This is a genomic window from Pelomonas sp. V22 (assembly GCF_030014915.1).
Classification (GTDB): Bacteria; Pseudomonadota; Gammaproteobacteria; order Burkholderiales; family Burkholderiaceae_C; genus JAUASW01.
Map to the genome: position 1 here is coordinate 353,618 of NZ_JAGIXS010000001.1, position 25,711 is coordinate 379,328.

A 25,711-nucleotide genomic window follows, 5' to 3' on the forward strand; every position below is an offset into this window, starting at 1 on the left:
GAAGCCCCGCGCCCGGGGCCCGGCTCGCCAGATGAGCGATGAAATCAGCGAGCGCCCTTGCCTGTCAGCACCACGGCAACGGTCTCAAGCAGGATCAGCAGGTCAAGGAACAGCGTGTGGTTCTTGACGTAGTACAGGTCGTACTGCAGCTTCTCAACCGAGTCTTCGATCGTCGAGCCGTATTCGTAGCGAACCTGCGCCCAGCCGGTGACGCCCGGCTTCACGCTGTGGCGAACAGCGTAGTAAGGGATCTTGGTGACCAGGTCGTCGACGAAGAACTGGCGCTCCGGACGCGGACCCACCAGGCTCATCTCGCCGCGCAGCACATTGAACAGCTGCGGCAGCTCGTCGATGCGCACCTTGCGGATGAACTTGCCGACGCGGGTGACGCGGTCGTCGTTCAGCGTGGCCCAGCGGGGCTTGCCATCCTTCTCGGCGTCGGTGCGCATGCTGCGGAACTTGACGACGTTGAACACCTCGCCATTGAGGCCCACACGCTCCTGGCGGTACAGCACCGGGCCGCGCGACTCGAGGCGGATGGCGATGGCGGTCAGGGCCATCAACGGCAGGGCCAGCAGCAGGATGGCACCGGAGAAGAGCACGTCGAAGACACGCTTGACCAGGGTGCGGACCACGCCTTGGTTGAAGCCGTCACCGAACACCAGCCAGCCGGCGTTCACGTGGCTGACCTTGATCTGGGCCAGGGTCTTCTCGAAATAGGTGGCTATATCGACAACACGGATACCGTAGAGCTTGCAATCCAGCAACTGGCGCAGCGGCATGCTGCCACCACGGCGCTCGGACAGGGCCACGACGATTTCGTCCACGCCCAGGGCCAGGGCCGTTTCGGTCAGCGAGCCACGCGGCTCGATCAGGGCCGAACGCGCGACCTCGGGATGCTCTTCATTCGGACCGGCGAAGTAGCCGAGGATCTCGGCATGCGGGTCAGCAGCGGCCAGCGTGCTGCCCACGGCCTTGGCGGCAGCGCCCGAGCCGAAGATCAGGATCTTGGTACGGTTGCGAGACTGCGCCACCGTGTGAGCGGCATAGACGCGGTGCACCATCACGGCAGCCACGGCGGCCATGGCGGCGAAGATCATCAGCTGACGGTTGCTGGCGTCGGTGGGCAGCAGGCCAAAAATGGCATAGGCCAGCGGCAGCCCGAACAGCAGGGCCAGCAGCGCACGGGCACAGGACTGCGTCACCGAGCGGTTGTGCACATGCTGATAGAAGCCGGTGGCGGAGTTGATGACGAACATGCCGCCAGCCAGCGACAGGCCGTGCGAAGCCGCGAAGGGGATGATTTGCTGGGCCGTGCCACCCTGGCTCAGCACCACGGCGATCACCGCGAAAACGATCAGTCCGACATCGAAGAAGACCTGAAGCAAGGTCTGCTTGTGCAGGTAGTGATTGAAGATCCGAATCATGCTATTCCCCGATCAGTCCGTAGCCCGGGGTCGCTCTCGCGAGCCACGGTCTGAAGTCGATACTGCCGAACACATCTGCTGAGCCTGGCGGCTGAGTCATGCGATCCTTGGCCCCCTGAGAAGCTGCGGTTGCCGGCAAGGCCTCCAGCGCTTCGATATGGGACGGGATCATGCCCGCCTGCCCCTGTCTTGAAAGCCCCCCGTTTAGAGGGTCGCTGCCCCTTGAAACGTGCAATCCGAACGCTTCGCGGTGCAGTGTCCCCAAGACATATTTCCTGCCGATGAACGAGCCGCGAGTAGATATCAGTTAAGCCCTCCCGCGAATGCATATGACGCCTGGGCTCGTGGCGTTTTCCACGGGGATTCGAAAATGCTTTCCGATATCCGTGCCGGCCTCTCACGCTGATATTTCGCGCCCATGAAAAAAGCCCACCGAAGTGGGCTTTCGTGGCGTGCAGGTGCAAGCAGATGTATCAGCGCACCACCGCAATTTGTTCACGCTTGCCGGCCTTGTAGGTAAACAGGGTCAGCGCGCCGTTCTTGATATCCCCTTTGGGATCGAAGGTGATATTGCCGGTAATGCCCTTGTAATCGGTGGTCTTGGCCAGCACCGGCAGGTATTTGGCCGGCTCGGCCGAGCCGGCCTTGACCATGGCGGCCACCATCACGTTGACCGCGTCATAAACATAGGGGGCATAGATCTGCACCTCGACGCCGAACTTCTTCTTGAAGGCTTCCTTGAAGGCGTCGGTGGACTTCTTGGCCTCGCCCTCGACGCCGCCGGCCTCGGCGCAGACCACCTGGCCGTCACCCATGGAGCCGACCGACAGCTCGGGCAGCTTGGCCGAGCAGATGCCGTCGCCGCCCATGAACTTGGCCTCGATGCCCAGCTTCTTCATGCCGAGCAGCAGCGGGCCGCCCACGGCATCCATGCCACCGAAGAAGATCAGGTCGGGCTTCTTGGCCTTCAGCTTGGTCAGGATGATGGAGAAGTCAGTCGACTTGTCGGTCGTGTACTCATGGCCCACGACATTGCCGCCAGCGGCCTTGACGCTCTTCTTGAATTCATTGGCCACGCCCTGGCCGTAGGCCGTGCGATCGTCGATCACGGCGATGGACTTGGCCCCCACCGTGTTCACCGCATAGCGGCCCAGGGCACCGCCCAGCAGGCCGTCGTTGGCCACCACGCGGAACGCGGTCTTGTAGCCCTTGGCGGTGTAGGCCACGTCGGTGGCCGAAGGGGAGACCTGCGGGATGCCGGCGTCGAAATAAATCTTGGAGGCCGGGATCGAGGTGCCGGAGTTCAGGTGGCCGACCACGCCGTTGACCTTGGAGTCGACCAGCTTCTGTGCCGCCGCCGTGCCCTGCTTCGGGTCGCTGGCATCGTCTTCGGCCAGCAGCACCAGCTTGACCTTCTTGCCGCCGATCATCACGCCCTTGGCGTTCAGCTCGTCGATGGCGAACTTGGCACCCAGTTCGTTGTCCTTGCCCAGGTGGGCACCGGTACCGCTGACCGGCGCCACGTGGCCGATCTTGACCACCAGGTCCTGTGCCTGGGCCACACCACCCAGGGCCAGAGCGGCCGCGCCAACGATCAGCTTCGTGTTCATCTTGATATGCATTGAATACCTCCGGGGATGGGCCGCCTGGGCGCCCAGTCTGTGTATCGATCAATAAAAGGGGACTGCAGCGGCGCGGACCTTACCCGAAATGACGGGCCTGCTCCAGGGGGGAAAGTCTGCGTCCCGGCCGTGCGAGTTGCGGCCAGCCGCAAGCTATCGGCCTTGTCAGTCACGCACCTCGTGGTGATCGAGCTGGTGGCCCAGCTCCTTGTAGCGCTTGAAGCGCTGGCGGCCCAGTTGCACCTGCTCCGGGTCGCGCGACAACACCTCCAGCACCCGCTCGAAGGCCTCGATCGGGTCTGGCATCTCCGCGCCAAGGTTCAGCAGCACCGGCCAGCCGCGCAGCTGCTCGGCCCGCTCGGCCAGCAAGAGCGGCGTGGCGGCCATCAGTTCGGGCTTGCCGGCCTGGTAGCGCATGTGCGGCACGAACTCGGTGGCCTCGAAGCTCCACAGCGCAGCATCCAGCCGCTCCAGCATGGCAGCAGGCGCCAGCACGCCGACCCTGGCACCGCTCTGCTGCGCCTTGCGCAGCAGCCGGCAGCAATAGGCCAGCCGGTCCGGCACCCCGGTATAGAAGCTGACCTGGGTCATGCGAGGGCCGCGGCTTACTTGGCTTGCGACAGCACGAAGTGGGTCAGCAGGCCGACCGGGCGGCCCGTGGCGCCCTTGGCGGCACCGCCCTTCCAGGCCGTGCCGGCGATGTCCAGGTGGCCCCAGCGGTACTTCGAGGCGAAGCGCTGCAGGAACTTGGCGGCCGTGATCGAACCGCCGGCACGCGAGCCCACATTGGCCACATCGGCGAAATTGCTCTTGAGGCCGTCCTCGTACTCGTCGTCCAGCGGCATGCGCCAGCAGGGGTCGAGCGCCGCTTCGCCGGCTGCGCTCAGCGAGGCCGCCAGTTCGTCGTCGCTGGCATACATGCCACTGCGGATGCCGCCGAGGGCGATCACGCAGGCGCCGGTCAGCGTGGCCACATCCACAACAACCGCCGGCTTGAAGCGCTCGGCATAGGTCAGGGCATCGCACAGGATCAGGCGGCCTTCGGCATCGGTGTTGAGGATCTCGATGGTCTGGCCCGACATCGAGGTCACCACATCGCCCGGCTTCAGCGCGCGGCCGCTGGGCATGTTCTCGCAGGCGGCGATGATCACCACCAGGTTCAGCTTGGGCTTCAACTCGGCCACGGCGCGCAGCGTGCCCAGCACCGAGGCAGCGCCGCCCATGTCGAACTTCATTTCATCCATCTCGGCGCCGGGCTTGAGCGAAATGCCGCCCGAGTCGAAGGTGATGCCCTTGCCCACCAGCACCACCGGTGCCACCGTCTTGGCCGCGCCTTCGTAGCGAGCCACGATGAAGCGCAGCGGCTCGTCCGAACCCTTGGCCACCGAGATGAAGGAACCCATTCCCAGCTTCTCGACCGCCTTCTGGTCCAGCACCTCGACCTTGATGCCATGGCTCTTGGTCAGCGCCTTGGTCTGCTCGGCGAGGTAGGTGGGCGTGGCGTAGTTGCCCGGGCGGTTGGCGCATTCGCGCGCCAGCTCGATGCCGGCGGCAATTGCCTCGCCGCGCGCCAGGCCGGCCTTGGCGGCCTTGGTGTCTTCCTTGCAGGTGATCAGGCTGACCTTGCTCAGCGCACCAGCCGCAGGAGCGCTGGGCTTGGTATGACGGTAGACGTAGGTCGATTCGGCCACCGCCTGCACGGTCTGCTCGGCAAGCGCTTCAACGCCGGCTTCGAAACCGACAAAGACGACTGCTGCGTGCGCAGCACCACGACCCTTCAATTGGCCCAGCGCGGCGGACAGCGCAGCGCGTGCGGCCTTCAGCGTGCCCTTGCCGGCGGCCGCCAGCACCAGGCGCGGCGCCTTGACGCCCGCCGGACGCAGCAGGCTCAGGCAGCGGCCGGCCTTGAACTCGAAATCACCCAGCTTGACCGCATCGGCCGCAGCCGCAGCCAGCGCCTTGTCCAGGCCTGACGGCAGCTTGTCGCCGGCCACGACGAGCAGCAGCGCGTCGGCGCTGGTGGCGGCCAGGGCGTCTTGCGACGCCGACAGAGTACGGAAGTCCATAATGTCTCGGTATAGAAGATAAAAAGTTCGCGAATGTTATTCGATTCCACTGTGCGCAAAGAGCTGGCCCGCAGCTTCGGCGTCACCCTGGTCGTGATCCTGACCATCGTTCTGACCATCATGCTGATACGCACGATAGGACAGGCTGCGGTGGGCACCGTAGCCCCGCAGGACGTGCTCTTGATGATGGGCTACCTCGCCCTGGGTCACCTGCCAACCATGCTGACGCTGTCGCTGTTCGTGGCCATCGTGGCCACGCTGGGGCGCATGTACCGCGAGTCCGAGATGACGATCTGGTTCGCCAGCGGCATCGGCCTCGCACGCTTCGTCAAGCCGGTTCTGCGCCTCGCGGTGCCAGTGATCCTGGCCGTCGTCGTGCTGGAGCTGATCGTCTGGCCCTGGGGCAACCGCAACAGCGCCCAGCTGAAGGAACGCTACGAGCGCCGCAGCGACCTCTCGCGTGTGGCGCCGGGCAAGTTCCAGAGCTCGCGCGACGGCTCCAAGGTCTTCTTCATCGAACGCGATGGCGACGACATGCAGACCGGCCGCAATGTCTTCATCCTTGCCGACCAGGCCAGCCGTGAATCGGTGACCACCTCGCACAAGGGCCGCATCGAGATCACCGAGGAGGACCGCTACCTGGTGCTGGACAGCGGCCAGCGCAACGAGATCAACAAGGACAGCGGCGACAAGACGCTGGCCCGCTTCGAGCAATACCGCGTGCTGACCGACCGCCGCGTGGTGAAGGCTGCGGACCAGTTGCCGCCCAAGGCACGCGGCACCCTGGAACTGATCAGCGAACCCACGCAAAAGAATCAGGGCGAGCTGACCTGGCGCCTCGGGCTGATCCTTGGCTGCGTCAACATGACGCTGCTCGGCATTGGCATGTCGGCCACCAACCCGCGCCGCCCCAGCAACTGGAGCATGCTGTTCGCGCTGCTGAGCTTCGTCGTCTATTTCAATCTGATCAACCTCAGCCAGTCCTGGGTCGGCAGCGGCAAGGCCAGCATGGTCAAAGCCCTGGTCGGCGTGCATGGCGGCGCCCTGCTGCTGGCGCTGAGCCTGATCTGGCTGCGCGAGCAGGGCAACCGCCTGAGCTTCGCGCGCCGCGCCAAGGTGATTGCTGCATGAAAACCGTCCGCCGCCTGCTCTACCGCGACATCGTCGGCTCGGTGTTCTTCGTGGCCCTGGCCTTCCTGTCGCTGTTCTATTTCATCGATTTCGTCGAGGAGCTGGACCGCATGAGCCGGGCCGGCGCCGGCGCCGGCCGGGCCGCCCTGCTCGCGGTGCTGGAACTGCCGGGCCACTTCTATGAGCTCTTCCCCATCGCCGTGCTGATCGGCAGCATCTATGCGCTGGCCCGCATGGCCCAGTCCAGCGAGTTCACCATCCTGCGCACCGGCGGCCTCGGGCCCGGCCGGGCGCTGGCGCTGCTGGCCACGCTGGGCCTGGCCTTCGCGGCTCTCACCTTCGTGGTCGGCGACTACGCGGCGCCCTGGTTCGAGCGCCAGGCCGAGCTGACGCGTGCGCGTGCCACTGGCAGCATCGCGCCCAGCCGCGGCGGCGCCTGGCTGAAGGACCGCGAGGCTCAGGGCGAACGCAGCTATTCCATCCATGTGAAGCAGGCGAGCGCCAACGGTGAGCTGCGCCAGGTGCGCATCTTCGAGTTCGATGCCACCGGCGGCCTCTTGAGCCGCCTGGCTGCCGCCACGGCCAATGTGGACGGCAAGGGCCTGTGGCGCCTGCATGACGTGCAGCGCACCCGATGGAGCGCCGGCACCATCAGCGACGAGAAGCTGGCCGAGTCCACCTGGCAAAGCTCGCTGACCTCGGGCGTGGTGGCCGCCGCCGTGCTGCCGCCCAACACCATGACCACCACCGAGCTCTACCGCTACACCCAGCATCTCTCGGCGCAGGAGCAATCGACCCAGGCCTACCAGATCCAGTTCTGGCAGCGCGCCTTCAAGCCGCTGGCCTGCCTGGTCATGGTGGCCCTGGCCCTGCCCTTCGCCTATCTGCATGCACGCGGCGGCGGCATCAGTTTCAAGGTCTTCGGCGGCATCATGCTGGGCATCAGCTTCTCGCTGCTGAACAGCCTGGCCGGCCATCTGGGCCTGCTGCAAGACCTGACCCCCTGGGCCGTGGCCGGGGCGCCCAGCCTGCTCTACCTTTTGATGTCGCTGGCGGCCTTCGGCTGGCTGGTGCGCTTCCGATGAGCAACACCATGAGCGACGCGACAAACAAGGGCAAAGCCGGCCTGCTGCTGTTCGCCCATGGAGCGCGCGATCCGGCCTGGGCCGGCCCCTTTGAGGCCGTCGTGGCCGCGCTGGCCCGGCAGCAGCCGGGCCTGGTGACGCGCCTGGCCTTCCTGGAATTCATGTCGCCCGGTCTTGAGGAAGCAGCCGGTCAGTTGGTGGACGCCGGCTGCTCGCGCATCGACGTCGTGCCCCTGTTCCTCGGCTCCAGCGGCCACGTGCGTCGCGACGTGCCGCCGCTGGTGGAGGCACTGCGTCTGCAGCATGGAGATGCCGTGCAGTGGCGCCTGCACGAGGCCATCGGCGAGCATGCGCTGGTGATCAATGCCATGGCCGCCGCCACGCTGGACTGGCTCCAACCCTGACAAGCCCACGACCATGAACCTGCACCAGTTCCGCTTCGTCCAGGAGGCAGCCCGCCGCAACCTCAACCTGACCGAGACCGCCAAGGCCTTGTTCACCTCGCAGCCAGGCGTCTCCAAGGCCATCCTGGAACTGGAGGAGGAGCTGGGCATCGATATCTTCTCGCGCCACGGCAAGCGCCTGCGCCGCATCACCGAGCCGGGCCTGGAGGTGCTCAAGTCGGTCGAGATCATCATGCGTGAGGTCAACAACCTGAAGCGCATCGGCGAGGAGTACTCCAAGCAGGACACCGGCACGCTGTCCATCGCCACCACCCACACGCAGGCCCGCTACGTGCTGCCCGGCCCGGTGGCGCAGCTGCGCCGCCAGCTGCCACAGGTGCGCGTGAGCCTGCACCAGGGCACGCCCGAGCAGGTGGCGCGCATGTTGCTCGACGACAGCGCCGACGTGGGTCTCGCGACCGAGTCGCTGGCCCAGATCCCTGAGCTGGTCACCCTGCCCTGCTACGAGTGGCAGCATGTGCTGGTGCTGCCGGCCGACCACCGCCTGGCGGCTGAAGACCACATCTCGCTGGAGCAGCTCGCCACCGAGCCGCTGGTGACCTACCACCCGACCTTCACCGGCCGCACCCGCATCGACCGTGCCTTTGCCGGCCGCCAGCTGACGCCGCAGATCGTGCTGGAAGCCATCGACTCCGACGTGATCAAGACCTATGTGCGCCTCGGCATGGGCGTGGGCATCGTGGCCGAGATGGCGGTTCGCGAAGACCCGGTCGGCGGCGACCTGGTGTCGCGGCCGCTGGGCCATCTGTTCGGCCAGAACGTCACCCGCATCGCCTTCAAGCGAGGCGCGTATCTGAGAAATTATGTTTATGCTTTCGCCGAGCTGCTGTCCGACCGCCTGAACCGCTCGCTGCTGGAGCGCGCCATGGGCGGCGAGGCCAGCGATTACGGACTCTGAACCTGCCACCCCGATGCCGCTGACCCTGCAAAGCCGATTGCCCCATGTGGGCACGACCGTGTTCTCCACCATGTCGGCCCTGGCCGCCCAGCATGGGGCCGTCAACCTGGGCCAGGGCTTCCCGGACTTCGCCTGCGACCGGCGGCTGATCGATGCGGTCGATGCGGCCATGCGCGCCGACCACAACCAGTACCCCTTGATGACCGGCGTGCCGGCACTGCGCCAGGCGGTAGCGGCCAAGATCGCCGCGCTCTACGGCCACCCCTACGACGCGGACCGTGAGATCACCATCACCGCCGGTGCCACCCAGGGCATCCTGACGGCGCTGCTCGCCGTCGTGCATCCTGGCGATGAAGTGATCGTGCTGGAGCCCTGCTACGACAGCTATGCGCCCAATATCGAACTGGCCGGCGGCCGCGTGGTGCGCGTGCCGCTGAGCAGCAGCTACCGGCCCGATTTCGAACGCATTGCCGCCGCGCTCTCGCCCGACACCCGGGCCATCGTGATCAACACGCCGCACAACCCCAGCGCCACGGTCTGGACCGAGGCCGAGATGCGCCAACTGGAGGCTCTGCTGGCCGGCAGCGAGGTGCTGGTGGTCAGCGACGAGGTCTACGAACACATGGTGTTCGATGGTGGCTTGCACCAAAGCGCGGCCCGCTTCCCGGGCCTCGCTGAGCGCAGCTTCATCGTCTCCAGCTTCGGTAAGACCTACCACGTGACGGGCTGGAAGGTCGGCTACGTGGCGGCGCCGGCGGCCTTGATGGCCGAGTTCCGCAAGGTCCACCAGTACAACGTGTTCACGGTCAACAGCCCGATGCAGCACGGCCTGGCCGCCTACATGGCCGACCCGGCGCCCTACCTGCAATTGCCGGCCTTCTACCAGGCCAAGCGCGACCTGTTCCGCGCCGGCCTGGCAGCCACGAAGCTGCGCCTGCTGCCCTCCGAGGGCAGCTATTTCCAGTGCGTGGACTACTCGGCCATCAGCGACATGGCTGATGCAGAGTTCTGCGCCTGGCTCACGCGTGAGATCGGCGTGGCGGCGATTCCCATGTCGGCCTTCAGCGTGGAGGCGCCGGTGCAGCGGGTGATCCGCTTCTGCTTTGCCAAGACCGAGGCCACGCTGCAGCAGGCGCTGGGCAAACTCGCCCAGCTCTGAAATCAGTGGGCGACGGAGGGGTCGCCCGTGATGTCCAGGTCGAGGTCCAGATCCAGGCCGTTCGAGGAGCCGCCATCCAGCGGCAGCACCAGGTCCACCGACTCGGCCGCCGTGCGGGCCGGATGCTCGGCCAGGTCGCGCGCCACCAGGTAGAGCATCAGCATGTCGCGCATCAGGGCCAGGTCTTGCAGATCGGCCGGCGCCATGGCGACCCGGCCGCCCTGCCACTGGCCGCCGCGCGACAGCAGGCCGCGCAAGAGATCCATGCTGGCGGCGTTGTCGATCCAGATCTTCTCCAGCAGATGCAGCACCTCGGGGCAGGCCGGCAGGCCCGGGCCGTCGCCGAGCGGCCAGTCCCAATCCAGCGTCGGCACGCCGAACTGATGGGCATAGCTCTCGCCCACCAGCTCAAAGGCCGAGCGGTCGCCCTGGCGCTGGTAGATCTCCAGCAACATCAGATAAGGCCAGGGGCTGACGGCACCGGTGAGCCTGCCACTCAGCAATTCGATGGCTGCACCATCCTGGCCCAGCAGCATGAAGAACTCGGCCTGCTGTTCGAGATCGATCAGGCTCTCGACCGACAAGGGCTTCTGAGCAGCCGCAGAGGCAGCCCGCGCGTCGAGCGGAATCGTCTGCTCGACCAAGGACACCGACAAGGGCTCGCTGTAGGCCGGGCGGCGCGCGACGGGCGGCGGCATCAGCATGGAATCGCTGACGAAATCGCCCAGCTGCGGAATCTGCACCGTGGAGTGGCCGCCGTGGTCCTCCTCGGGCGTCTCGACGGCGCGCAAGAGATGGGTGTCGTCCAGGTTGGCGCTGATGCGGGCCGCCAGACTCTGGGCCTCGGGTGGGGTTGATGGCGTCGGCACCGGAGTCGGCGCCGGCACCGCTTCGTCCAGCGGCAGCGGCAGGCTGGCCCCCGCCAGGCCCATGGCCTCGGGTTCGCGGCTCATGCGCTTGTTGGCATGCGGGGCCTGAGTCTTGACTTCGTTCCACCAGTTGGATTCGTGCAGCGCACGGTCGCGCGCCCGGGCTCGCCACAGGTAGGCACAGAAGGCAGCCAAGCCGGCCAGCAGCACGGCCAGCACATAGACCACCGGGTTCTGGTAGCGGGCCGAATGCTCTTGCTCCAACTGGTTGCGCAGCAGGGCCAGTTTGTCGGTGGTCTCGCGGCTCTGGGCCTGCATGCGCTGCAGGTTTTCTTCCAGGCGCTTGATCCGTTCGGCACCGGCATCCGGAGCCGGAGCGCTGGCTGCGGGCAGCGGCGCGGAGGCGGGCAGCGCCGTCTCCAGCGCCTCGGCCGGCTCCAGCTGAAGTCGGGGTTTGGGTGCCGGTGCGGGTTTGGCGCCGACGGCCGGGCCGGCGCTGGCCACGGTGGTGGCCGCTGGCTTGCGCGGCGGCTTCGCGGCGGGTTTGGGAGCCGAGGCCGCACGGGCAGGTGCACTGGCGGCTTCGGCCTCTCCGGCAGCGGCGACGCTCACCTCGTTGCTGCGAGGCGGGCGGCGAGCCGACGCGGGCTTGGGCGCAGGCGCCGAGGCAGCCTCGGCGGGCAACTGGGCCAGTTGTGGCGCCGCGGGCGACGCCGTGGGCGCAAGCAATTGACCGGGCCGGGCGTCGGCCGTCGACAGCGCAGCGCGCAGCTGCGGCGAATAGCTGCGCACAGCGGTATCCGGCAGACGGGCTTCCTGCGGCAGGTCGGTGCGAAGTGCCGGCGGGTCGACGAAGGCGGTGAACTGGCGGGTGAAACGGGTCGGGCAACCCAGCGACAGGCTAACGGTGACCAGCGGCTCGTCCACCGGCACCAGGCTTTGCACACGCACCGCGCGAACGGTGCTGTCGCTCTCGCCTTCCAATTGAACCTGGACCAGGCCGGCGGGGATGCGGGTCTCGCCGGCAATTACCTCGGCACGTGCGCAATCGGGGGTGAGGGCTTCATCGCCGCCCAGCTGGATGGGGAACACCAGGTTGAGCGGCTGGCCCAGCGCGGACAGCGTCAGCGGCCGTCCGACCCCCAGGGCTTGAGCCCCGTTTTGCGCGCCCAGCAGCAGCACCGCCAGCATCAGCGGGGCGAGCTTGGCAGCTTCTGATTGGCTAGTTCGCGCGAGGATGACGGGCTCCATGCCAACAGGCAAAGCTTGGATGCCGGGCACTCTATCACGGAGAGTTACAGCGCTCCCCGGGGGACTCCCCTTGACTCAGTGGTCGTAGCCGGGCATGCGGCGGTCAAGTCGGCGCAGCAGGCCCGGCCAGGCCAACGAACTGCCCTGCCCCCTGGTGGCTTGACGTGCCTGCTCCTGGGCCGTAGCGATGATGGCAGGGTCGATACGGATCAGTTCGCCGCCGCCCGCCTGCGCACGGATCTGGATGCTGCACACGGCCTCAAAGAAATACATGGCCTGGAAGGCATCGGCCACCGATCGGCCCACAGTTAGGAGGCCATGATTGCGCAGCATCAGGTAGTTATTGCTGCCGAGGTCATGGACCAGGCGGGGCTTCTCCTCGTCGCGCAGGGCCACGCCCTCGTAGTCGTGATAGCCGAGGCTGGAGAGGACGAAGATCGAGTGCTGCGAGATCGGCAGCACACCGCCCTGCTGGGCCGACACTGCCACACCATTGAGCGTGTGCGTGTGCAGCACGCATTGCGCATCGGGCCGCGCCGCATGCACGGCGCTGTGGATGGTGAAGCCGGCCGGGTTGACCGGGAATGGCGAGTCCTCCAGCTTGTTGCCATGCATGTCGATCTTGACCAGGCTGGAGGCTGTGATCTCGTCGAACATCAGGCCGTAGGGGTTGATCAGGAACTCGTCGTGCCGGTCCGGCAGCCGCGCACTGATGTGGGTAAACACCAGATCATCCCAGCCAAACATGGCGACGAGGCGGTAGGCGGCCGCCAGGTCGACGCGCAAGGCCCACTCCTCGGGGCTGCAGGTTTCGCGGCGAGACGGAATTTCGCTGGGCAGCGGCGGCATGGTGGCTCCGGTTCAAAAGCAAGGGTTGGCAGCTCGTGGACAATAGGCAAGGACGGCAAGCCCTTGCTGTCACGTCAGCGACAAGCCCATGAACAGCACGGCTCTTACAGCATCCGAACGCAGCACCATAGACGCAGGCTCGTGGTTCTCCAAGCTCTCGCCTGCCCTGCGCAACGACATTCTCTCGCGCGCCTCAGTGCGCCGCCTGGGCGACGATGCCCTCCTCTCCTGCCGTGGCGAACCCGCCGAGGAGTGGTGCGGCGTGGCCAAGGGCGCTGTGCGCATCAGTTCCGTCTCGCTCTCGGGCAAGCAGATCACCCTCACCTACGTGGAGCCGGGCACCTGGTTCGGCGACATCTCGCTGTTCGATGGCCTGCCGCGCACGCATGACGCCACGGCCCACGGCGACACCACGCTGCTCGTCGTGCGCAAGCCCGACTTCAAGGACCTGCTCTCCAAGCATGCCGAGCTCTACGAGGCCCTGCTGCGCCTGAACTGCCGCCGCCTGCGCCTGATGTTTGACGTGGTCGAGGACCTCAACACCCGGCCGCTCGCTTCCCGCCTGGCCAAGCAAATCCTGCTGCTGGCGCGCTCTTATGGCGTGCCGCAGGGCGAGGAAGAAATCCGCATCGGCCTGCAACTAGCACAGGAAGACCTGGCCCAGATGCTGGGCGCCTCGCGCCAGCGCGTGAACCAGGAGCTCAAGGGCTTCGAGCGCGATGGCGCGGTGCGGGTCGAGCCGACGCGCCTGGTGGTGCTGAGCAAAGACAAGCTGCTCGCGATTGCGAGCAAGTAGGGCAGCACCTCAGGGCCGTCGCGCAAGCGACTGATGACGATCAAGCCGCGCTCCACAATACCGCTTCCACTGAAAGCTGTAGCGATGGACGACAACACCGGCACCCGCGCCCCTTCCCAGGCCATGGACACCGACGCCCTGGCCGCCTGGCTCAGCGCCCATGTAGCCGGCTTCGCCGGGCCGCTCACCGTCGAGCAGTTCAAGGGCGGCCAGTCCAACCCGACCTACAAGCTCGTCACGCCGCAGCGCAGCTATGTGATGCGCTCCAAGCCAGCGCCGGTGGCCAAGTTGCTGCCCTCGGCCCATGCTGTCGAGCGCGAGTTCGCGGTGATGAGCGCACTGCGTGGCACGCAAGTGCCGGTGCCCGAGATGCTGGCGCTATGCGAGGACGAATCAGTCATCGGCCGCGCCTTCTACATCATGGAGTTCATGAGCGGCCGCGTGCTGTGGGACCAGAGCCTGCCTGGCATGAGCACCGAGGAGCGTGGCGCCATCTACGCCGAGATGAATCGCGTGATCGCCGCCCTGCACCAAGTCGATTTCGCGGCCCTGGGCCTCGCAAGCTACGGCAAGCCGGGCAATTATTTCGAGCGCCAGATCGGCCGCTGGAGCAAGCAGTACCAGGCCTCGGCGACCCAGCCGAACGAGGCCATGGACCGGCTGATCGAATGGCTGCCGGCCAACATCCCGGCCTCCGCACGCGACGAGGCGGAAGTGTCCATCGTCCATGGCGACTACCGGCTGGACAACCTGATGTTTCACCCGACCGAGCCGCGCGTGATCGCGGTGCTGGACTGGGAGCTCTCCACGCTCGGCCACCCGCTGGCGGACTTCAGCTACCACTGCATGTCCTGGCACATAGAGACCAAGGGCGCGGCACGCGGCATCGGCGGGCGCGACCTGGCAGCGCTCGGCATCCCGGATGAACTCAGCTACGTGCGCAGCTACTGCGAGCGCACCGGCCGCAAGGACGTGGCGGCCGTGATGGCCGACTGGAATTTCTACCTGGCCTACAACCTGTTCCGCATCGCCGCCATCCTGCAAGGCATTGCCAAGCGTGTGGAGGCGGGCACGGCGTCGAGCGAGAAGGCACGTGAGGCTGGTGCAGGCGCGCGACCCATGGCCGAACTGGCCTGGCAGTTCGCACAGAAAAGCGCGCAGGGCGCGCGCGCCCTCTCAACGCAGCGCTGAACAGCCTCAGTCGCGCGGCGGCGGGCTGGTGGGCTCTTCTTCAGGCGGCTGGCTCTGCCAGGCGATCGATGAGGTCGTCGGCCACGGCCCGTCCGTCAGGCGGCCATTGACGCGCTGCGCCTCACGCCCCGCCACTTCCATCAGCTTCAGGAAAGACTGGATCTGCTCCAGCACCGGCTCCTCCATCGAGGTGCGCAGGTAAGCGTTGCCGCGCATGGTCAGCAGCACGAAGGGTCGGCTGGCCGGCAGCAAGTCCTGACTGGCCTGGACCAGGGCCGGACTCAGGTCGCCATCGACCCAGGCGGTGGTCAGGTCCTTGTTGACGCCCACCGCGCCGAAACGCGAGCGCACCAGCTTGGAGGCGATCTGGCTGAGCTTGGGGAACATCACCAGCCAGCGCATCTCTTCCGGCGTGTCGGTGTCGACGCGGGTCTTGAGCGTGTCGGTGTAGGCCTCGAAGACGGTGTTCTCCAGCGACTCCATCAGCTCGCGCGCCAGCACCATCATCTGCAGGTCGGAGTGCAGCTTCAGCTCGCAGCGGATGCGCAGCTCGTTGCCGCTGATGTAGCTGCGCTGCGAAGGCCCCCACTCGATGCGCAGGTTGCCGACCGAGGCCTTGGGCTGCTCGATCACGAAACCGCGACCGTCGCGCACCTGCTTGAAGACCGCGCCGCGGCTGTCGGCCCAGTCGGCGACGCTGCGCCAGCGGGCAGCATTGGCACGGGCGACGAACCAGCTTTTGACTTGCTTAATTACCATGAGTCAGGACAATGCATTGGCCGGTTGATGCCGCTGATGACGAGCCATTCAGCAGCCTCGCGGTTGGCCGGATGGAGACCGACAAATGATTGAAGTTTATTCGTGGGCCACGCCCAACGGGCATAAGGTTCACATCATGTTGGAAGAATGCGGTCTGCCCTATCGGGTGATCCCTGTGGACATCGGCGGCGGCGCCCAGTTCGATCCAGCCTTCCTGGCGATCAGCCCCAACAACAAGATTCCGGCCATCGTCGACCCGTCCGGCCCCGATGGCAAGCCGATCTCACTGTTCGAGTCGGGCGCCATCCTGCTCTACCTCGCCGGCAAGACGGGCAAATTCCTGCCTGCCGACACCCATGGCAAGTATGAAGTGCTGCAGTGGCTGATGTTCCAGATGGGCGGCGTCGGCCCCATGCTGGGCCAGGCCCACCACTTCCGCATCTACGCGCCCGAGAAGATCCCTTACGCCATCGAGCGCTACACCAACGAGGCACACCGCCTCTACAACGTGATCAACAAGCGGCTGGGCCTCAGCCCCTACATCGGCGGCAAGGCCTACAGCATCGCCGACATCGCCATCTTCCCCTGGCTGCGCTCCTGGAAGAACCAGGGCGTCGAGATGAACGACTATCCGCACCTCAAAGGCTGGTTCGACGAGATTGCCTCTCGGCCGGCGGTGCAGCGCGGCGTCGAGGTGCTGGCCAGCGCGCGCAAGCCCCTGCTTGACGACCAGGCACGCGAGAACCTGTTCGGCGCCATGCAGTACAAGCGCCATTGATGCGAGCAACCCGCCGGGGCACTGTCGGCCAGGCTTACATCCGGTACCCCCAGTGCGCGCCTCGGAGCCAGCCAAGCCACTGAAACGCAAGCAGAAAGTCCGAACTGGCATGCAGCTTGCTCGCGGCAGCCAAGAAATCCCATCGGAGTCTCATCATGCGTTTTGTCAAGAATGCCCTGGCACCCGTTTGCCTGGCATTTGCCGCCATCGGCAATGCCTCTGCCACGACCCTGCTGTTCAACGACTTCTCCAGTGTCGCCGGCATGCAGCTCAATGGCAGCGCCGCAAAGGTCGGCAGTGCATTGCGCCTGACGCCGGCCACCACCAGCCAGTCCGGATCGGCTTTCTCGACCACGGCTGTGTCGCTGGCTGCAGACGCCTCCTTCAGCAGCGCCTTTACTTTCCGCATCACGGATTCCGGCGGCATCTGCGACAGCGATGGCTGCGGCGCCGACGGCCTCGTGTTCGTGGTCCAGACCGTGGCCAACACGGCCGGTGGCGTGGGTGGCGGCATCGGCTACCAGGGCCTGCCCAAGAGCGTCGGCATCGAGTTCGACACCTGGAACAACGGCAGCTGGGACGACAACGACGGCAACCATGTCGGCATCGACCTGGGCGGCAATATCGACTCTGTCAGCCAGGTCCATGTGGGCACGCGCATGAACAACGGCAGCATCTGGAGCGCCTGGGTCGACTACAACGGCGTGACCGACCTGCTTGAGGTGCGCCTGCTGGAGGGCCTCGGCCCCCGCCCGGGCGCCGCCATGCTCTCCTACACGGTCGACCTGCCTGGCCAGTTGCTGACCACCGACGCCTTCGTCGGCTTCACCTCGGGCACGGGCTCGGCCTACGGCAACCACGACATCCTGGCTTGGCAGTTCAACTCGAGCTACGACCCCATTGGCACCATCGGTGGCAGCGTGCCCGAGCCGACCTCGCTGGCCCTGATGGGCCTGGGCCTGGCAGCCCTCGGCCTGAGCCGCCGACGCCAGCGCTGAGGCAACATTCGCCAGACGCACGAAGGGCCGGTCATGACCGGCCCTTTTTTATGACTGCTGCGGCAACGATGATCTGGCCTGCCCAGAGGGACTCGAACCCCCGACCTATTGCTTAGAAGGCAATTGCTCTATCCAGTTGAGCTATGGGCAGTGAGCGCAGAATTCTCGCATGGGGCTGCAGCTGGGTACTGGCAGCCCGCCCTGCATCAGATCAGCACGTTGAGGATGGCGTTGCCGATGCCCATCAGCGCGGCGCCCGAGATCAGGCCGGCGCAGATCGGTTCGCAGCATTCCACCCAGATGCGATGGCCCAGCGTGCCCGGCGCCTTCTTGTGGCGCAGGCTCATGACCCAGAACATCAGCGCGCCGACGAACATGGCGAACACCGACTCCGGCGGCAGCACCACGCCGAGGCCGATGGCCACGGAAGACAGCTTGAAGCGGCCCTTGGTGACGATCCGCGTCACTTCCATCACGATGGCCACCAGGGCCGCAACGACCATGGCGATCACGGCCGAGCTCGGCAGGTCCTTGACGCCCTTGGCGATCAGATCGGCCACGCCCTTCCACTGCATCACGGCCGGCATGGCGAACTGGTCGGAGACCATCGAGGCCGTCGTGCGCACGCCATTGGCGTCGGGCTGCAGAAACAGCAGGAAGAACAGCGGCACGCAGGCCATCACGCCGGCAAAGATGCCGATGATGTGGCCCACCACCTGGTGGCGCGGCTTGCCGCCGAGCATGTAGCCGGCCTTGATGTCGGACAGCAGATTGCTGGCGTTGGTCGCCACCTCAGCCGTCATGGCCGCCGGCACCAGGTTGCTGGCCGGGTTGCTGCTGTCGATCGCGCCCATCGAGAACTGGGTGATCTTGGACAGCGAGCCGGTCGGTGTCCACGAAGTCAGGGCCATCGAGTTCACGCAGATCACGGTCAGCACGAAGATCAGCGGCAGCGAGATGAAGCACAGCAGCCAGGGCACGCCGAAGAAGCTGTGCGTGAGCCAGACGCCGATGACGCTGAAGATGGGCACACCGACCCAGGAGATCCACAGCGGCACCTCGATGCCGGACAGCACGTCGGAGCCGGCCGACGCAGCAGCGCCGCCCTGCTTCTTGCCGAACATGGACTTGAAGGCATTGGTGAACAGCTCGGGCTTGGCCGCGAGGCTCACCAGGGCGCCGACCACCATCATGGTCACGCCCCACCACAGCGACCATTGGTTGACGATCTCGATGCGGCTCAGCGGCACCAGCGCGCCATTGATGCCGACGCGCGGCGCGATATCGCCGGCCTGGATCATCAGCGGCGCGAGCAGCAGGAAGTTGACGCAGGCGCCAATCATGCAGCTGGTGGCCACGGCGATGCCCATCAGGCCGCCCGTGCCTATCATGGCCAGGTCCAGCGTGGCGCGCAGGCCGAGCACACGGAAGTCGGTGCCGAGGATCTTGGGGATGGCCCAGTCCAGCTTGGCGGCAGCCTGGTAGTAGTAGGTGTCGATGCGTTCGTGCAGCACCCAGGCGGCTTGCGCGCCAAAGGCCTTGACCTGCAACAGCTTCATCCAGCCATCGCTGATGATGGCCTGGTAGATCGCGGCGCCCAGCGCCGTGAAGCCCAGCACGCGGGCCTTGAACATGCCCTCGCCAGCGTCGCCGGTGTAGAGCGAATCCAGCACCACGCCGCTGGCCCGGCCTTCGGGGAACGGCAGCTGCTCTTCATTGATGAAGCGCCGTTTCATCGGGAAGGCCACCAGCACGCCGAGGATGGCCACGACGATCATCCACAGCATGATCTGCCACCAGGGCGGGATATTGCCGGTCACCAGCATGTAGGCGCCGAGGCCGGCGTACAGCGGGCTCACCACATAGCCCGAGGCGGTGGCGATCGACTGGGTGCAGTTGTTCTCGAGGATGGTGAAGTCGGCCGCCAGGCCCGCGCCGTGCAGGATGCGGAACAGCGCAAAGGCGAGGATCACCGAGGTCAGGCCCACGCCCAGCGTGATGCCGGTCTTGGCGCCGATGTAGAGGCCGGTGGCCGAGAGGATGCCGCCGAGCATGAAGCCCATCAGGGCCGAACGCACCGTCAGCTGCGCCATCTCGCCACGATAGACCTGGCTGAACCACCACTGATCTTTCTGCCCCCGCGTCCAGTTGCGGGTTTGCTCGTCGGTCAACTGATGGATGGCCATGGATATCGCTTCTTGGTCGGTGACGATGGCGGCAACTCGGTCGCCACGGGGAGTGCCTTTTGGGCAGGTACCGGTCGGGTCCGGCGTTTTCGGCGCGCGATTTTCACCGGCCGCCGTCAGGAAGGCAGTCGGACTTGCCCGGAGGACCGCCCCCCGCAGAACGGTTCTTACAAAACGGCTCTTAAAAAAGCAAAAGCCCGCAGCGAGAAACTCGATGCGGGCTTGCTAGTTTTAATCTTGGTCGGAGTACAAGGATTCGAACCTTGGACCCCCTGCTCCCAAAGCAGGTGCGCTACCAGGCTGCGCTACACTCCGACAAGACCGCCATTCTAGCCTGATTCCACGAGCCTTCCGTCAGAAGTGATGAAAGCCGTGCGAATAATTTCTCCGGGCTGCAGCGCCGACACCGCACGGCGATAGCGGCGCAACTGCTCAACGTAGTCTGGGTTCCGCTCGGGCGCCGGGTTCAGCTTGTAGTCCAGCACCCACCAGGTCCTGTCATTCATGCAGACCAGGCGGTCAATGCGCTGATCCATGCCATCGAGGCTGACAGCCACTTCGTTGCCGGACCAGAGCAGTTGATCCGTCTTGAAGAATGGCGCGCAATCCTTGCTTTGAAGAATCGCCATGGCGCTGCGCTCCAGCGCCTGACTGCGCTTGGCATCAAGCCCATACATCTGGGCTGCGCTGGCCAGCAATCGCGGCAAGGCCTGTGGTGCCGGGCCGCTGGCCCATTCGAGCACGCGATGCAGGGCTTCGCCGAGCGCGGCGCTGGCCGGGTCCTCGGCTTCGCCTCCAGCGGCCGGACGCGGCGCAGGCAGCGGCGGGGCGGCTGGCAGATCCAGCCAGCGAGCCGGCACCGCCGCACTCAGCCCCCCTTCCCCGGATGGCGGCAGCCAGGGGGCCGACAGCGGTTGCAGACGACTCCACCAGCTCGCATGGCTGCCGGCACGCAGCGAGGGCGTGCGGCTCAGCACCAGGCGCGAGCGGGCCCGCGTCATCGCCACATAAAGCGCATTGAGTTCCTCACGCTGGCGCTGTTCGCGCTCTTCATCGAGCAGCGCCTGCAGTGCCGGCGGCGCCTTGCTTTCCGAGGCGAGGAAGGCCACGCGCTGTGGACGCTCTGCCTGCACCGGCCAGTCGATCAAGAGCGTGGCACTCTCCGCCCGAGCCGGTGCAGCCTCGGCATCAAGGAGGAACACCACATCGGCCTCCAGACCCTTGGCGCCATGCACCGTCAGCAATTGCACCGCCTCGCTCTCGGCCGGCGCGCTCAGGGTGAGCGCCCGGCTCTTCAAGGCACGGACGAAGCCATAGAGGCTCGCATAGCGGCCGCCATCGAGATCGAGCGAGAGCGCCAGCAGTGCCTCGATCGCGTGCACCCGCGCGCGCCGCTCCGACGGTGGCACGACGGCCAGCAGCCGTTGGATCAGCTCGCCCTCATGGACGATCTGGTCCAGCAGCTCATGCGGGCTGCGGCGGCCCACACGAGCCGACCAGGCGGCCAGCAAGCGTGCCGCGCGCGGCAAGGCTTCACCTGGCGCCTCACCGCATTGCAGCGCAGACCACCAGCTGCCATCGAATGCTGCCGACTGCTCGGCGAGCCACAGCAGGTCGGCCTCGCTGGCGCCGAACAGCGGGCTGCGCAAGGCATGGGCCAGCGAGAGCTTGTGACTGCTCGACGCCAGCACATCGAGCAGTGCAATCAGGTCGCGCACATCGGGCGCATCCAGCAGCGCCTGATCCTCGGGTGCCGCGTGGGCGATGCCGGCCGCCTTCAAGGCCTGGGCCAGCACGCGCAGCGGCTCGCGTTTGCGGGCCAGCACGAAGATCTGACCCGGCCTCAACCGCCCCGGGCCGAGCAACTCTTGAATCGCCACCACCACGGCCTGCGCCTCGGCCGCCCGGCGGTGCAACTCGGCCTCGCGGCGCGCCTGGCTGAGTGAGGGCCGCCAGGCCTCGTCCACGCCGTCGTCAGGCTTGCTGATTGAGGCCGCCGCCACTTCAAGATGGAACAAGCCATCCAGCGCGCCCGGCGCCGCCACCTCGGTCGTGTGGGCGCGGAAGTCCGGGTACTGCAGGGCCGCGCGGGCCGACTCGAACACCTCGTTGACCGCGCTCAGCACCGGCAGCGCATTGCGCCGCGTGTGATCACAGGCCAGCACCGCGCCGCCCAGCGCCTGCTGCACGAACTCGCGTGCAGCGGCGAACACGCGCGGCTCGGCTCGGCGGAAGCGGTAGATGCTTTGCTTGGGATCGCCAACGATGAAGACCGCCGGCGCATTGGCGCCCGCACCGGCATACGAAGCCAGCCAGCCGTACAGCGCATGCCATTGCAGCGGGCTCGTGTCCTGGAATTCGTCGATCAGCAGGTGCCGCACCTGCGCGTCCAGCCGCTGCTGCACCCAGCCCGACAGCTGCGGATCGGCCAGCAGCGCGAGCGCGCCACGCTCCAGGTCGTTCATGTCCACGAGGCCACGCTGCCGCTTGAGGCGCTCGAAGGCCTCGATCAGCACCAGGGCCAGGCGCGACATGCGGCGGTGGTCCTCGCGAGCCCGGTGCTGGGCACGGGCTCGCGCCAGACGCTCAAGCTGGTCGAGGCAAGCGCCGATCTCGGGGTCATCGCCCAGGCTTTTGCGGGGCTCCCCCTTGGCGGTGAAAAGCGCCGCCCAGACGGCTGCAAATGCAGCGTCTTCAGCCTCGTGCGTCAGCCCCAGCTCGACAGCGCTGCCGGCCTTGCGTGCCTTGGCCGTCTTGCCAGCGCCAAGCAGGACGCCGAGCGCAGAAAGCCGCTGACGCTGCCCGGCAAACAGCTGCAGCGGATCCACCAAGCCGTCGAACTCAGGACCGATGGCCTCCGCGCCGGGCATGCCATCCATCAAGGAGGATTCGGCGAGGCGCAACTCGACCCGCTTGTCGAAGGCCGCCTCCAGCCAGCGCTGCACCGTGTTGCGGCCACGCTCGGAGACCAGGGCCTGGTAGTCCGCCAGCAAGGCCGCGTCGGCGAGCACAGCGGTGTTGAAGCGCTGCCAGAGCTGGGGCATCAGCTCGCTTTCGTCTTCCAGCAATTGCAGCTCGGCGGAAATGCCTTCGCGCTGCAGGAGCTCCAGCGGCGCCACGCGCAGCAGCTGCGCAAACCAGGCATGGAAGGTGCGAATCTCGACCGAGCGTCCCTGTCCCAGCAAGCGCTCCTGCAGACCGGCCAGCAGCGGCTCGGCGGCACGAGCCTCTTCGGCCGCCATGCCACGCGCAATCAGTTCGCTGACGCGGCGCTCGGCCGTGCAATGCGAAAACTCATGCAGCCATTCCGACAGGCGCTGGCGCATCTCGCCGGCGGCCTTGCGGGTGAAGGTGATGGCCACGATGTCCTGCGGCGCAACGCCATCCAGCAGCGCACGCAGGATGCGCGAGACCAGCATCCAGGTCTTGCCCGCGCCAGCGCAAGCCTCGACCACCACGCTGCGGCGCGGGTCGCAGGCGATGGCATAGAAACGGCTGCGCTCGACCAGGCGAGCGTCCACGGTGTAGGCCGCTTGCATCACAAGGCCTCCTCGGACCAGTCGTCGCGCCGGCACAGGCCGCGCATTTCACAGAAGCCGCAGGCCCGGCCCTCGCCCAGCGCCGGCAGGGCCGCGCCCTGCTCCATCGCCAGCAGGTCCTGCTCCAGCCCGTCGATCAGCAAGGCGGCGCTGTGCTCGACGTCGGCATGGCTCACGGCCACGATGCCGCTGCTGTCGTCAAGCGCCAGGTACTCTGCCTGCAGCGCTGCGCCGGCGTCGCGCATCAGCGCGGCATAGACAGCCAGCTGCGTGTCTTCAGGCGGGCGGGCGACCTTGTCCTTCAGGCCGGCCACGCTGCCGGTTTTGTAGTCGATCAAGAGCAGGGAGCCATCGGCCTGACGGTCGATGCGGTCCAGGCGGCCGCGCAGGACCAAGGGCGCCAAGGCATGGCCAGACTCGCTCCATGGCTGCAGCTCGCGCGCCTGCTCGCCAGCCTCGTAGCGCGCACCGGCGGCCTCGTGCTCGGCGAGCCAGACCAGGTAGCGCTCGGCGAAGCGGTCAAAGCTCGCGCGGTAGGGCAGGAACTCGGCCGGTGGCAGGCCTTGCGCCAGCTCGTCGGCCAGGCTGGCCAGCAGCTCGGCATCGGGCTTGGCGCCACGCTCCTGATGGAAGCGATGCAGGAGCGCATGCAGCCAGCTGCCGTAGTCGCTCTTGTCGAGTTCGGCTTCCAGCTCGGGCGATTCCTGCAGCTTCAGCAGGACTCGGGCGAAGAATTGGTAGGGGCAGTCGCGCAGCGATTCAATGGCGCTGGCCGACAGGCTGGCCGGCACACGGCCGGGCGCCGCGGCGGCCGCCCTCGCCTGCGCTTGCGGCGCGATCTCTATAGGCGGGCGCGGATCGACCCAGGGCTGCAATCCCACATGGCCCGCGCGCTGCAGGGCCAGCGACAAGCGGTCGAGCAAGGGGCTGGCGGCCAGCGGCTCGCTGCCCTGCCGGGTGCAGCGCAAGAGCGTCAGGGCCTCGGCGCGCAGCAGCTGCGTGAAGGCTGCCGCGCTGGCTTCGCGGCGCTGCTGCAGCGTGGGCAGCCCAAGGCGTGCGGCCAGGCGATCGCTGATCAAGGCCGGCCCGGCCGTGGCCGCGCCCAGTTGCGCATCGGCACCGGGTAGCACGATGGCACCGAACGGCCGCAGCATGGCGCGGGCCAGCGGCGTCACCAGCACTTGCGCCTGTTCGGGCGCGGGGGGCAGGTACTGCTGGGCTTCCAGCGTCTGGTCTATCCAGGCCAGGAAGCCGGCCGCATCGAGCAAGGTCTGCTGCAGCATGTGTTCATGCGCGCTGCCGGGCCAGGGCTGGCGCTGCAGCCACAGCGCATCAAGCAAGGGCTGGCCGGCATCGAGGGCGATCAAAGGCTCCTCGGCCTGCAGGCGCTGCAGTAGCTGTTTCAGGCCATCCAGCCAGGCCTGCAGGCTGCGCTCGGACGGGCCTTCAGTGAACTGGCGCACGGCGCTGCGCGCCAGGCGCCAGAGGCTGAGGCTGGCCTCGGACAACTCATCGAAACGCACCGACTGCGGCGTGCGCCAGCCGCGCTTGCGGCACAGGGCCTCCAGCACAGGCAGGGCCTGATCGTCGAGGTGAGCGCGCAACTGGCGGCAGGTTTCGCTCTTCAGCAAGGCCAGCCATTCGTCCAGCGTGGCCTGGGGGGCTGCGGCTCGCAACAGGCTCATCAGGTGGGCGGCGGCCGGCGAGGTGGCGAGAGTCCAGCCGGTTTCATCGGCCAGGCCAACACCGCGACGCTCCAGCAAGGCCCGCACACGGCGCAAGAGCACGCGGTCCTGCGCGATCAGGGCCACCGGTGCGCGGCCGGCTTGCAGATGGGCCAGCACGGCGGCCGCGCTGCATTGCGCCTGGTCCTCGAAGTTCTCGCACAGGGCCTGTTCCAGCAGGGCCGGCGCATGGGCGACCTCGTCCAGTTCTAAGTCGGCCTTCAAGACCAGGGCCGGAATGCCGCGTGCCTCAGCGTCAGCCAGCAGGGCCTCAGCCAGCGGATCACTGCCGCCCGCCTGCAACACCATCCAAGCACTCGGGCGCAGAGCGAACAGCACATCAGTGGCGGCAGGCCGAGTGTCAGACGCCGCCCATTCCAGCGCGACCAAGCTCAGTGCCGACTCAAAGCGGCCCGGCGTCTCGGCCTGCACCGCGATGCGCGCCTCGGCCCAGAAGGCCTCACGCTGCTGCGGCGCACGCTGGTGGGAGGCCCGCAGCATCTGCTGGGCTGCCTCCACCAGGCGGTCGACGGCGAGGTCGAAGGCCCGGCCATCCTGGCGGCGCAGGGCCTGGGCCCAGGATTGTTGGGCCAGCAGGGCCTTGGCGCTCAGCGCGTCGATGGCGGCGTCGAAGCTGATCTGCAAGGCCTCGGCCAGGCCCGTCGGCGCCAATGCCGAGGCGAGGCTGTGCGTGGTCTCGACGCGCGGCAGCCAGCGGCCCTGCTGCATCCAGGAGCGCCGCGCCGGGGCCAGGTGTTGCGCGAACGGAAGTATCAGCACGGCATCGCGGGCTTCCAGACCCCGCTCGCGCAGCCAGCCAATGCCCTGCTCGGCCACCCGCGCCCAGATTGCCGCCGCCCCATGCTGCCCATCCAGCGGCAGGTTCATTCTGTCCATCGCTCCCCTTGCCCCTCTGCCC

At 67.0% G+C, this 25,711-nt stretch carries 19 protein-coding genes and 2 tRNA genes; 9 read left to right on the plus strand and 12 right to left on the minus strand.

Annotated elements, in window-relative coordinates; genetic code table 11:
• Positions 1 to 44: 44 nt before the first annotated feature.
• From J7U46_RS01550 to J7U46_RS01565, 4 genes are all read right to left on the minus strand, one after another.
• The gene (locus J7U46_RS01550; protein ID WP_282823056.1) at positions 45 to 1,427 is read right to left on the minus strand and encodes a TIGR03013 family XrtA/PEP-CTERM system glycosyltransferase; all 1,383 of its coding nucleotides are present in this window, start codon (positions 1,425 to 1,427) and stop codon (positions 45 to 47) included.
• Between the two features lie 473 nt (positions 1,428 to 1,900).
• A complete protein-coding gene (locus J7U46_RS01555) occupies positions 1,901 to 3,049 on the minus strand; it encodes a branched-chain amino acid ABC transporter substrate-binding protein (protein WP_282823057.1) in 1,149 nt (382 codons plus the stop codon).
• A gap of 165 nt (positions 3,050 to 3,214) precedes the next feature.
• The gene (locus tag J7U46_RS01560) at positions 3,215 to 3,640 is read right to left on the minus strand and encodes a DNA polymerase III subunit chi (protein ID WP_282823058.1); all 426 of its coding nucleotides are present in this window, start codon (positions 3,638 to 3,640) and stop codon (positions 3,215 to 3,217) included.
• A 14-nt stretch (positions 3,641 to 3,654) separates the two neighbouring features.
• Positions 3,655 to 5,115 carry a leucyl aminopeptidase gene (locus J7U46_RS01565; protein WP_282823059.1) on the minus strand — a complete coding sequence of 487 codons (1,461 nt, stop codon included), beginning with the start codon at positions 5,113 to 5,115 and terminating at the stop codon, positions 3,655 to 3,657.
• 33 nt (positions 5,116 to 5,148) lie between these two features.
• On the opposite strand from J7U46_RS01565, the gene lptF reads away from it, so the two are divergent.
• The 5 genes from lptF to J7U46_RS01590 are packed head-to-tail and all read left to right on the plus strand — an operon-like array spanning position 5,149 to position 9,852.
• The gene (lptF, locus tag J7U46_RS01570; protein WP_282823060.1) at positions 5,149 to 6,246 is read left to right on the plus strand and encodes an LPS export ABC transporter permease LptF; all 1,098 of its coding nucleotides are present in this window, start codon (positions 5,149 to 5,151) and stop codon (positions 6,244 to 6,246) included.
• Positions 6,243 to 7,331 carry an LPS export ABC transporter permease LptG gene (lptG, locus tag J7U46_RS01575; protein ID WP_282823061.1) on the plus strand — a complete coding sequence of 363 codons (1,089 nt, stop codon included), beginning with the start codon at positions 6,243 to 6,245 and terminating at the stop codon, positions 7,329 to 7,331. The genes lptF and lptG overlap by 4 nt, the downstream gene beginning before the upstream one ends.
• 8 nt (positions 7,332 to 7,339) lie before the next feature.
• Complete coding sequence (locus J7U46_RS01580) at positions 7,340 to 7,735, plus strand: CbiX/SirB N-terminal domain-containing protein (RefSeq protein ID WP_282823062.1); 396 nt, start codon at positions 7,340 to 7,342, stop codon at positions 7,733 to 7,735.
• 13 nt (positions 7,736 to 7,748) lie between these two features.
• The gene (locus J7U46_RS01585; protein ID WP_282823064.1) at positions 7,749 to 8,693 is read left to right on the plus strand and encodes a CysB family HTH-type transcriptional regulator; all 945 of its coding nucleotides are present in this window, start codon (positions 7,749 to 7,751) and stop codon (positions 8,691 to 8,693) included.
• A gap of 13 nt (positions 8,694 to 8,706) precedes the next feature.
• Positions 8,707 to 9,852 carry a pyridoxal phosphate-dependent aminotransferase gene (locus J7U46_RS01590; RefSeq protein WP_282823066.1) on the plus strand — a complete coding sequence of 382 codons (1,146 nt, stop codon included), beginning with the start codon at positions 8,707 to 8,709 and terminating at the stop codon, positions 9,850 to 9,852.
• Positions 9,853 to 9,854: 2 nt separating this feature from the next.
• Here J7U46_RS01590 and J7U46_RS01595 read toward each other — a convergent pair whose 3' ends face one another.
• Together J7U46_RS01595 and J7U46_RS01600 are read right to left on the minus strand one after the other, a co-directional pair.
• Positions 9,855 to 11,972, minus strand: a complete 2,118-nt coding sequence (locus J7U46_RS01595) for a hypothetical protein (protein ID WP_282823067.1) — start codon at positions 11,970 to 11,972, stop codon at positions 9,855 to 9,857.
• A 75-nt stretch (positions 11,973 to 12,047) separates the two neighbouring features.
• Positions 12,048 to 12,821, minus strand: a complete 774-nt coding sequence (locus J7U46_RS01600) for a class II aldolase/adducin family protein (protein ID WP_282823068.1) — start codon at positions 12,819 to 12,821, stop codon at positions 12,048 to 12,050.
• A gap of 88 nt (positions 12,822 to 12,909) precedes the next feature.
• Between J7U46_RS01600 and J7U46_RS01605 the strand changes: the two genes are divergently transcribed.
• Positions 12,910 to 13,617 (plus strand): Crp/Fnr family transcriptional regulator, encoded by a 708-nt coding sequence (locus J7U46_RS01605; protein WP_282823069.1) that lies wholly within the window; start codon positions 12,910 to 12,912, stop codon positions 13,615 to 13,617.
• An 84-nt stretch (positions 13,618 to 13,701) separates the two neighbouring features.
• Positions 13,702 to 14,808 carry a phosphotransferase gene (locus J7U46_RS01610; RefSeq protein ID WP_282823070.1) on the plus strand — a complete coding sequence of 369 codons (1,107 nt, stop codon included), beginning with the start codon at positions 13,702 to 13,704 and terminating at the stop codon, positions 14,806 to 14,808.
• 6 nt (positions 14,809 to 14,814) lie between these two features.
• On the opposite strand, the gene J7U46_RS01615 is transcribed toward J7U46_RS01610, so the two are convergent.
• Positions 14,815 to 15,567: a hypothetical protein gene (locus J7U46_RS01615; RefSeq protein ID WP_282823072.1), complete on the minus strand. Its 753-nt coding sequence runs from the start codon at positions 15,565 to 15,567 to the stop codon at positions 14,815 to 14,817.
• A gap of 85 nt (positions 15,568 to 15,652) precedes the next feature.
• Here J7U46_RS01615 and J7U46_RS01620 point away from each other — a divergent pair, with 85 nt between their 5' ends.
• Both J7U46_RS01620 and J7U46_RS01625 read left to right on the plus strand, forming a co-directional pair.
• Complete coding sequence (locus J7U46_RS01620; protein WP_282823074.1) at positions 15,653 to 16,345, plus strand: glutathione S-transferase N-terminal domain-containing protein; 693 nt, start codon at positions 15,653 to 15,655, stop codon at positions 16,343 to 16,345.
• A 155-nt stretch (positions 16,346 to 16,500) separates the two neighbouring features.
• Positions 16,501 to 17,343, plus strand: coding sequence for a PEP-CTERM sorting domain-containing protein (locus J7U46_RS01625; RefSeq protein WP_282823075.1), 843 nt, complete (start codon positions 16,501 to 16,503; stop codon positions 17,341 to 17,343).
• A 74-nt stretch (positions 17,344 to 17,417) separates the two neighbouring features.
• On the opposite strand, the gene J7U46_RS01630 is transcribed toward J7U46_RS01625, so the two are convergent.
• The 5 genes from J7U46_RS01630 to J7U46_RS01650 all read right to left on the minus strand — a co-directional run bounded on the left by J7U46_RS01630 (position 17,418) and on the right by J7U46_RS01650 (position 25,689).
• Positions 17,418 to 17,494: transfer RNA gene (locus tag J7U46_RS01630), tRNA-Arg, on the minus strand.
• 55 nt (positions 17,495 to 17,549) lie between these two features.
• Complete coding sequence (locus J7U46_RS01635; RefSeq protein ID WP_282823076.1) at positions 17,550 to 19,529, minus strand: OPT family oligopeptide transporter; 1,980 nt, start codon at positions 19,527 to 19,529, stop codon at positions 17,550 to 17,552.
• Positions 19,530 to 19,767: 238 nt separating this feature from the next.
• A tRNA-Pro gene (locus J7U46_RS01640) sits at positions 19,768 to 19,844 on the minus strand.
• Positions 19,845 to 19,858: 14 nt separating this feature from the next.
• The gene (locus J7U46_RS01645) at positions 19,859 to 23,068 is read right to left on the minus strand and encodes a UvrD-helicase domain-containing protein (RefSeq protein WP_282823077.1); all 3,210 of its coding nucleotides are present in this window, start codon (positions 23,066 to 23,068) and stop codon (positions 19,859 to 19,861) included.
• Positions 23,068 to 25,689 (minus strand): PD-(D/E)XK nuclease family protein, encoded by a 2,622-nt coding sequence (locus J7U46_RS01650; protein WP_282823078.1) that lies wholly within the window; start codon positions 25,687 to 25,689, stop codon positions 23,068 to 23,070. Before J7U46_RS01650 ends, J7U46_RS01645 begins: the two co-directional genes overlap by 1 nt.
• Positions 25,690 to 25,711: the final 22 nt, after the last annotated feature.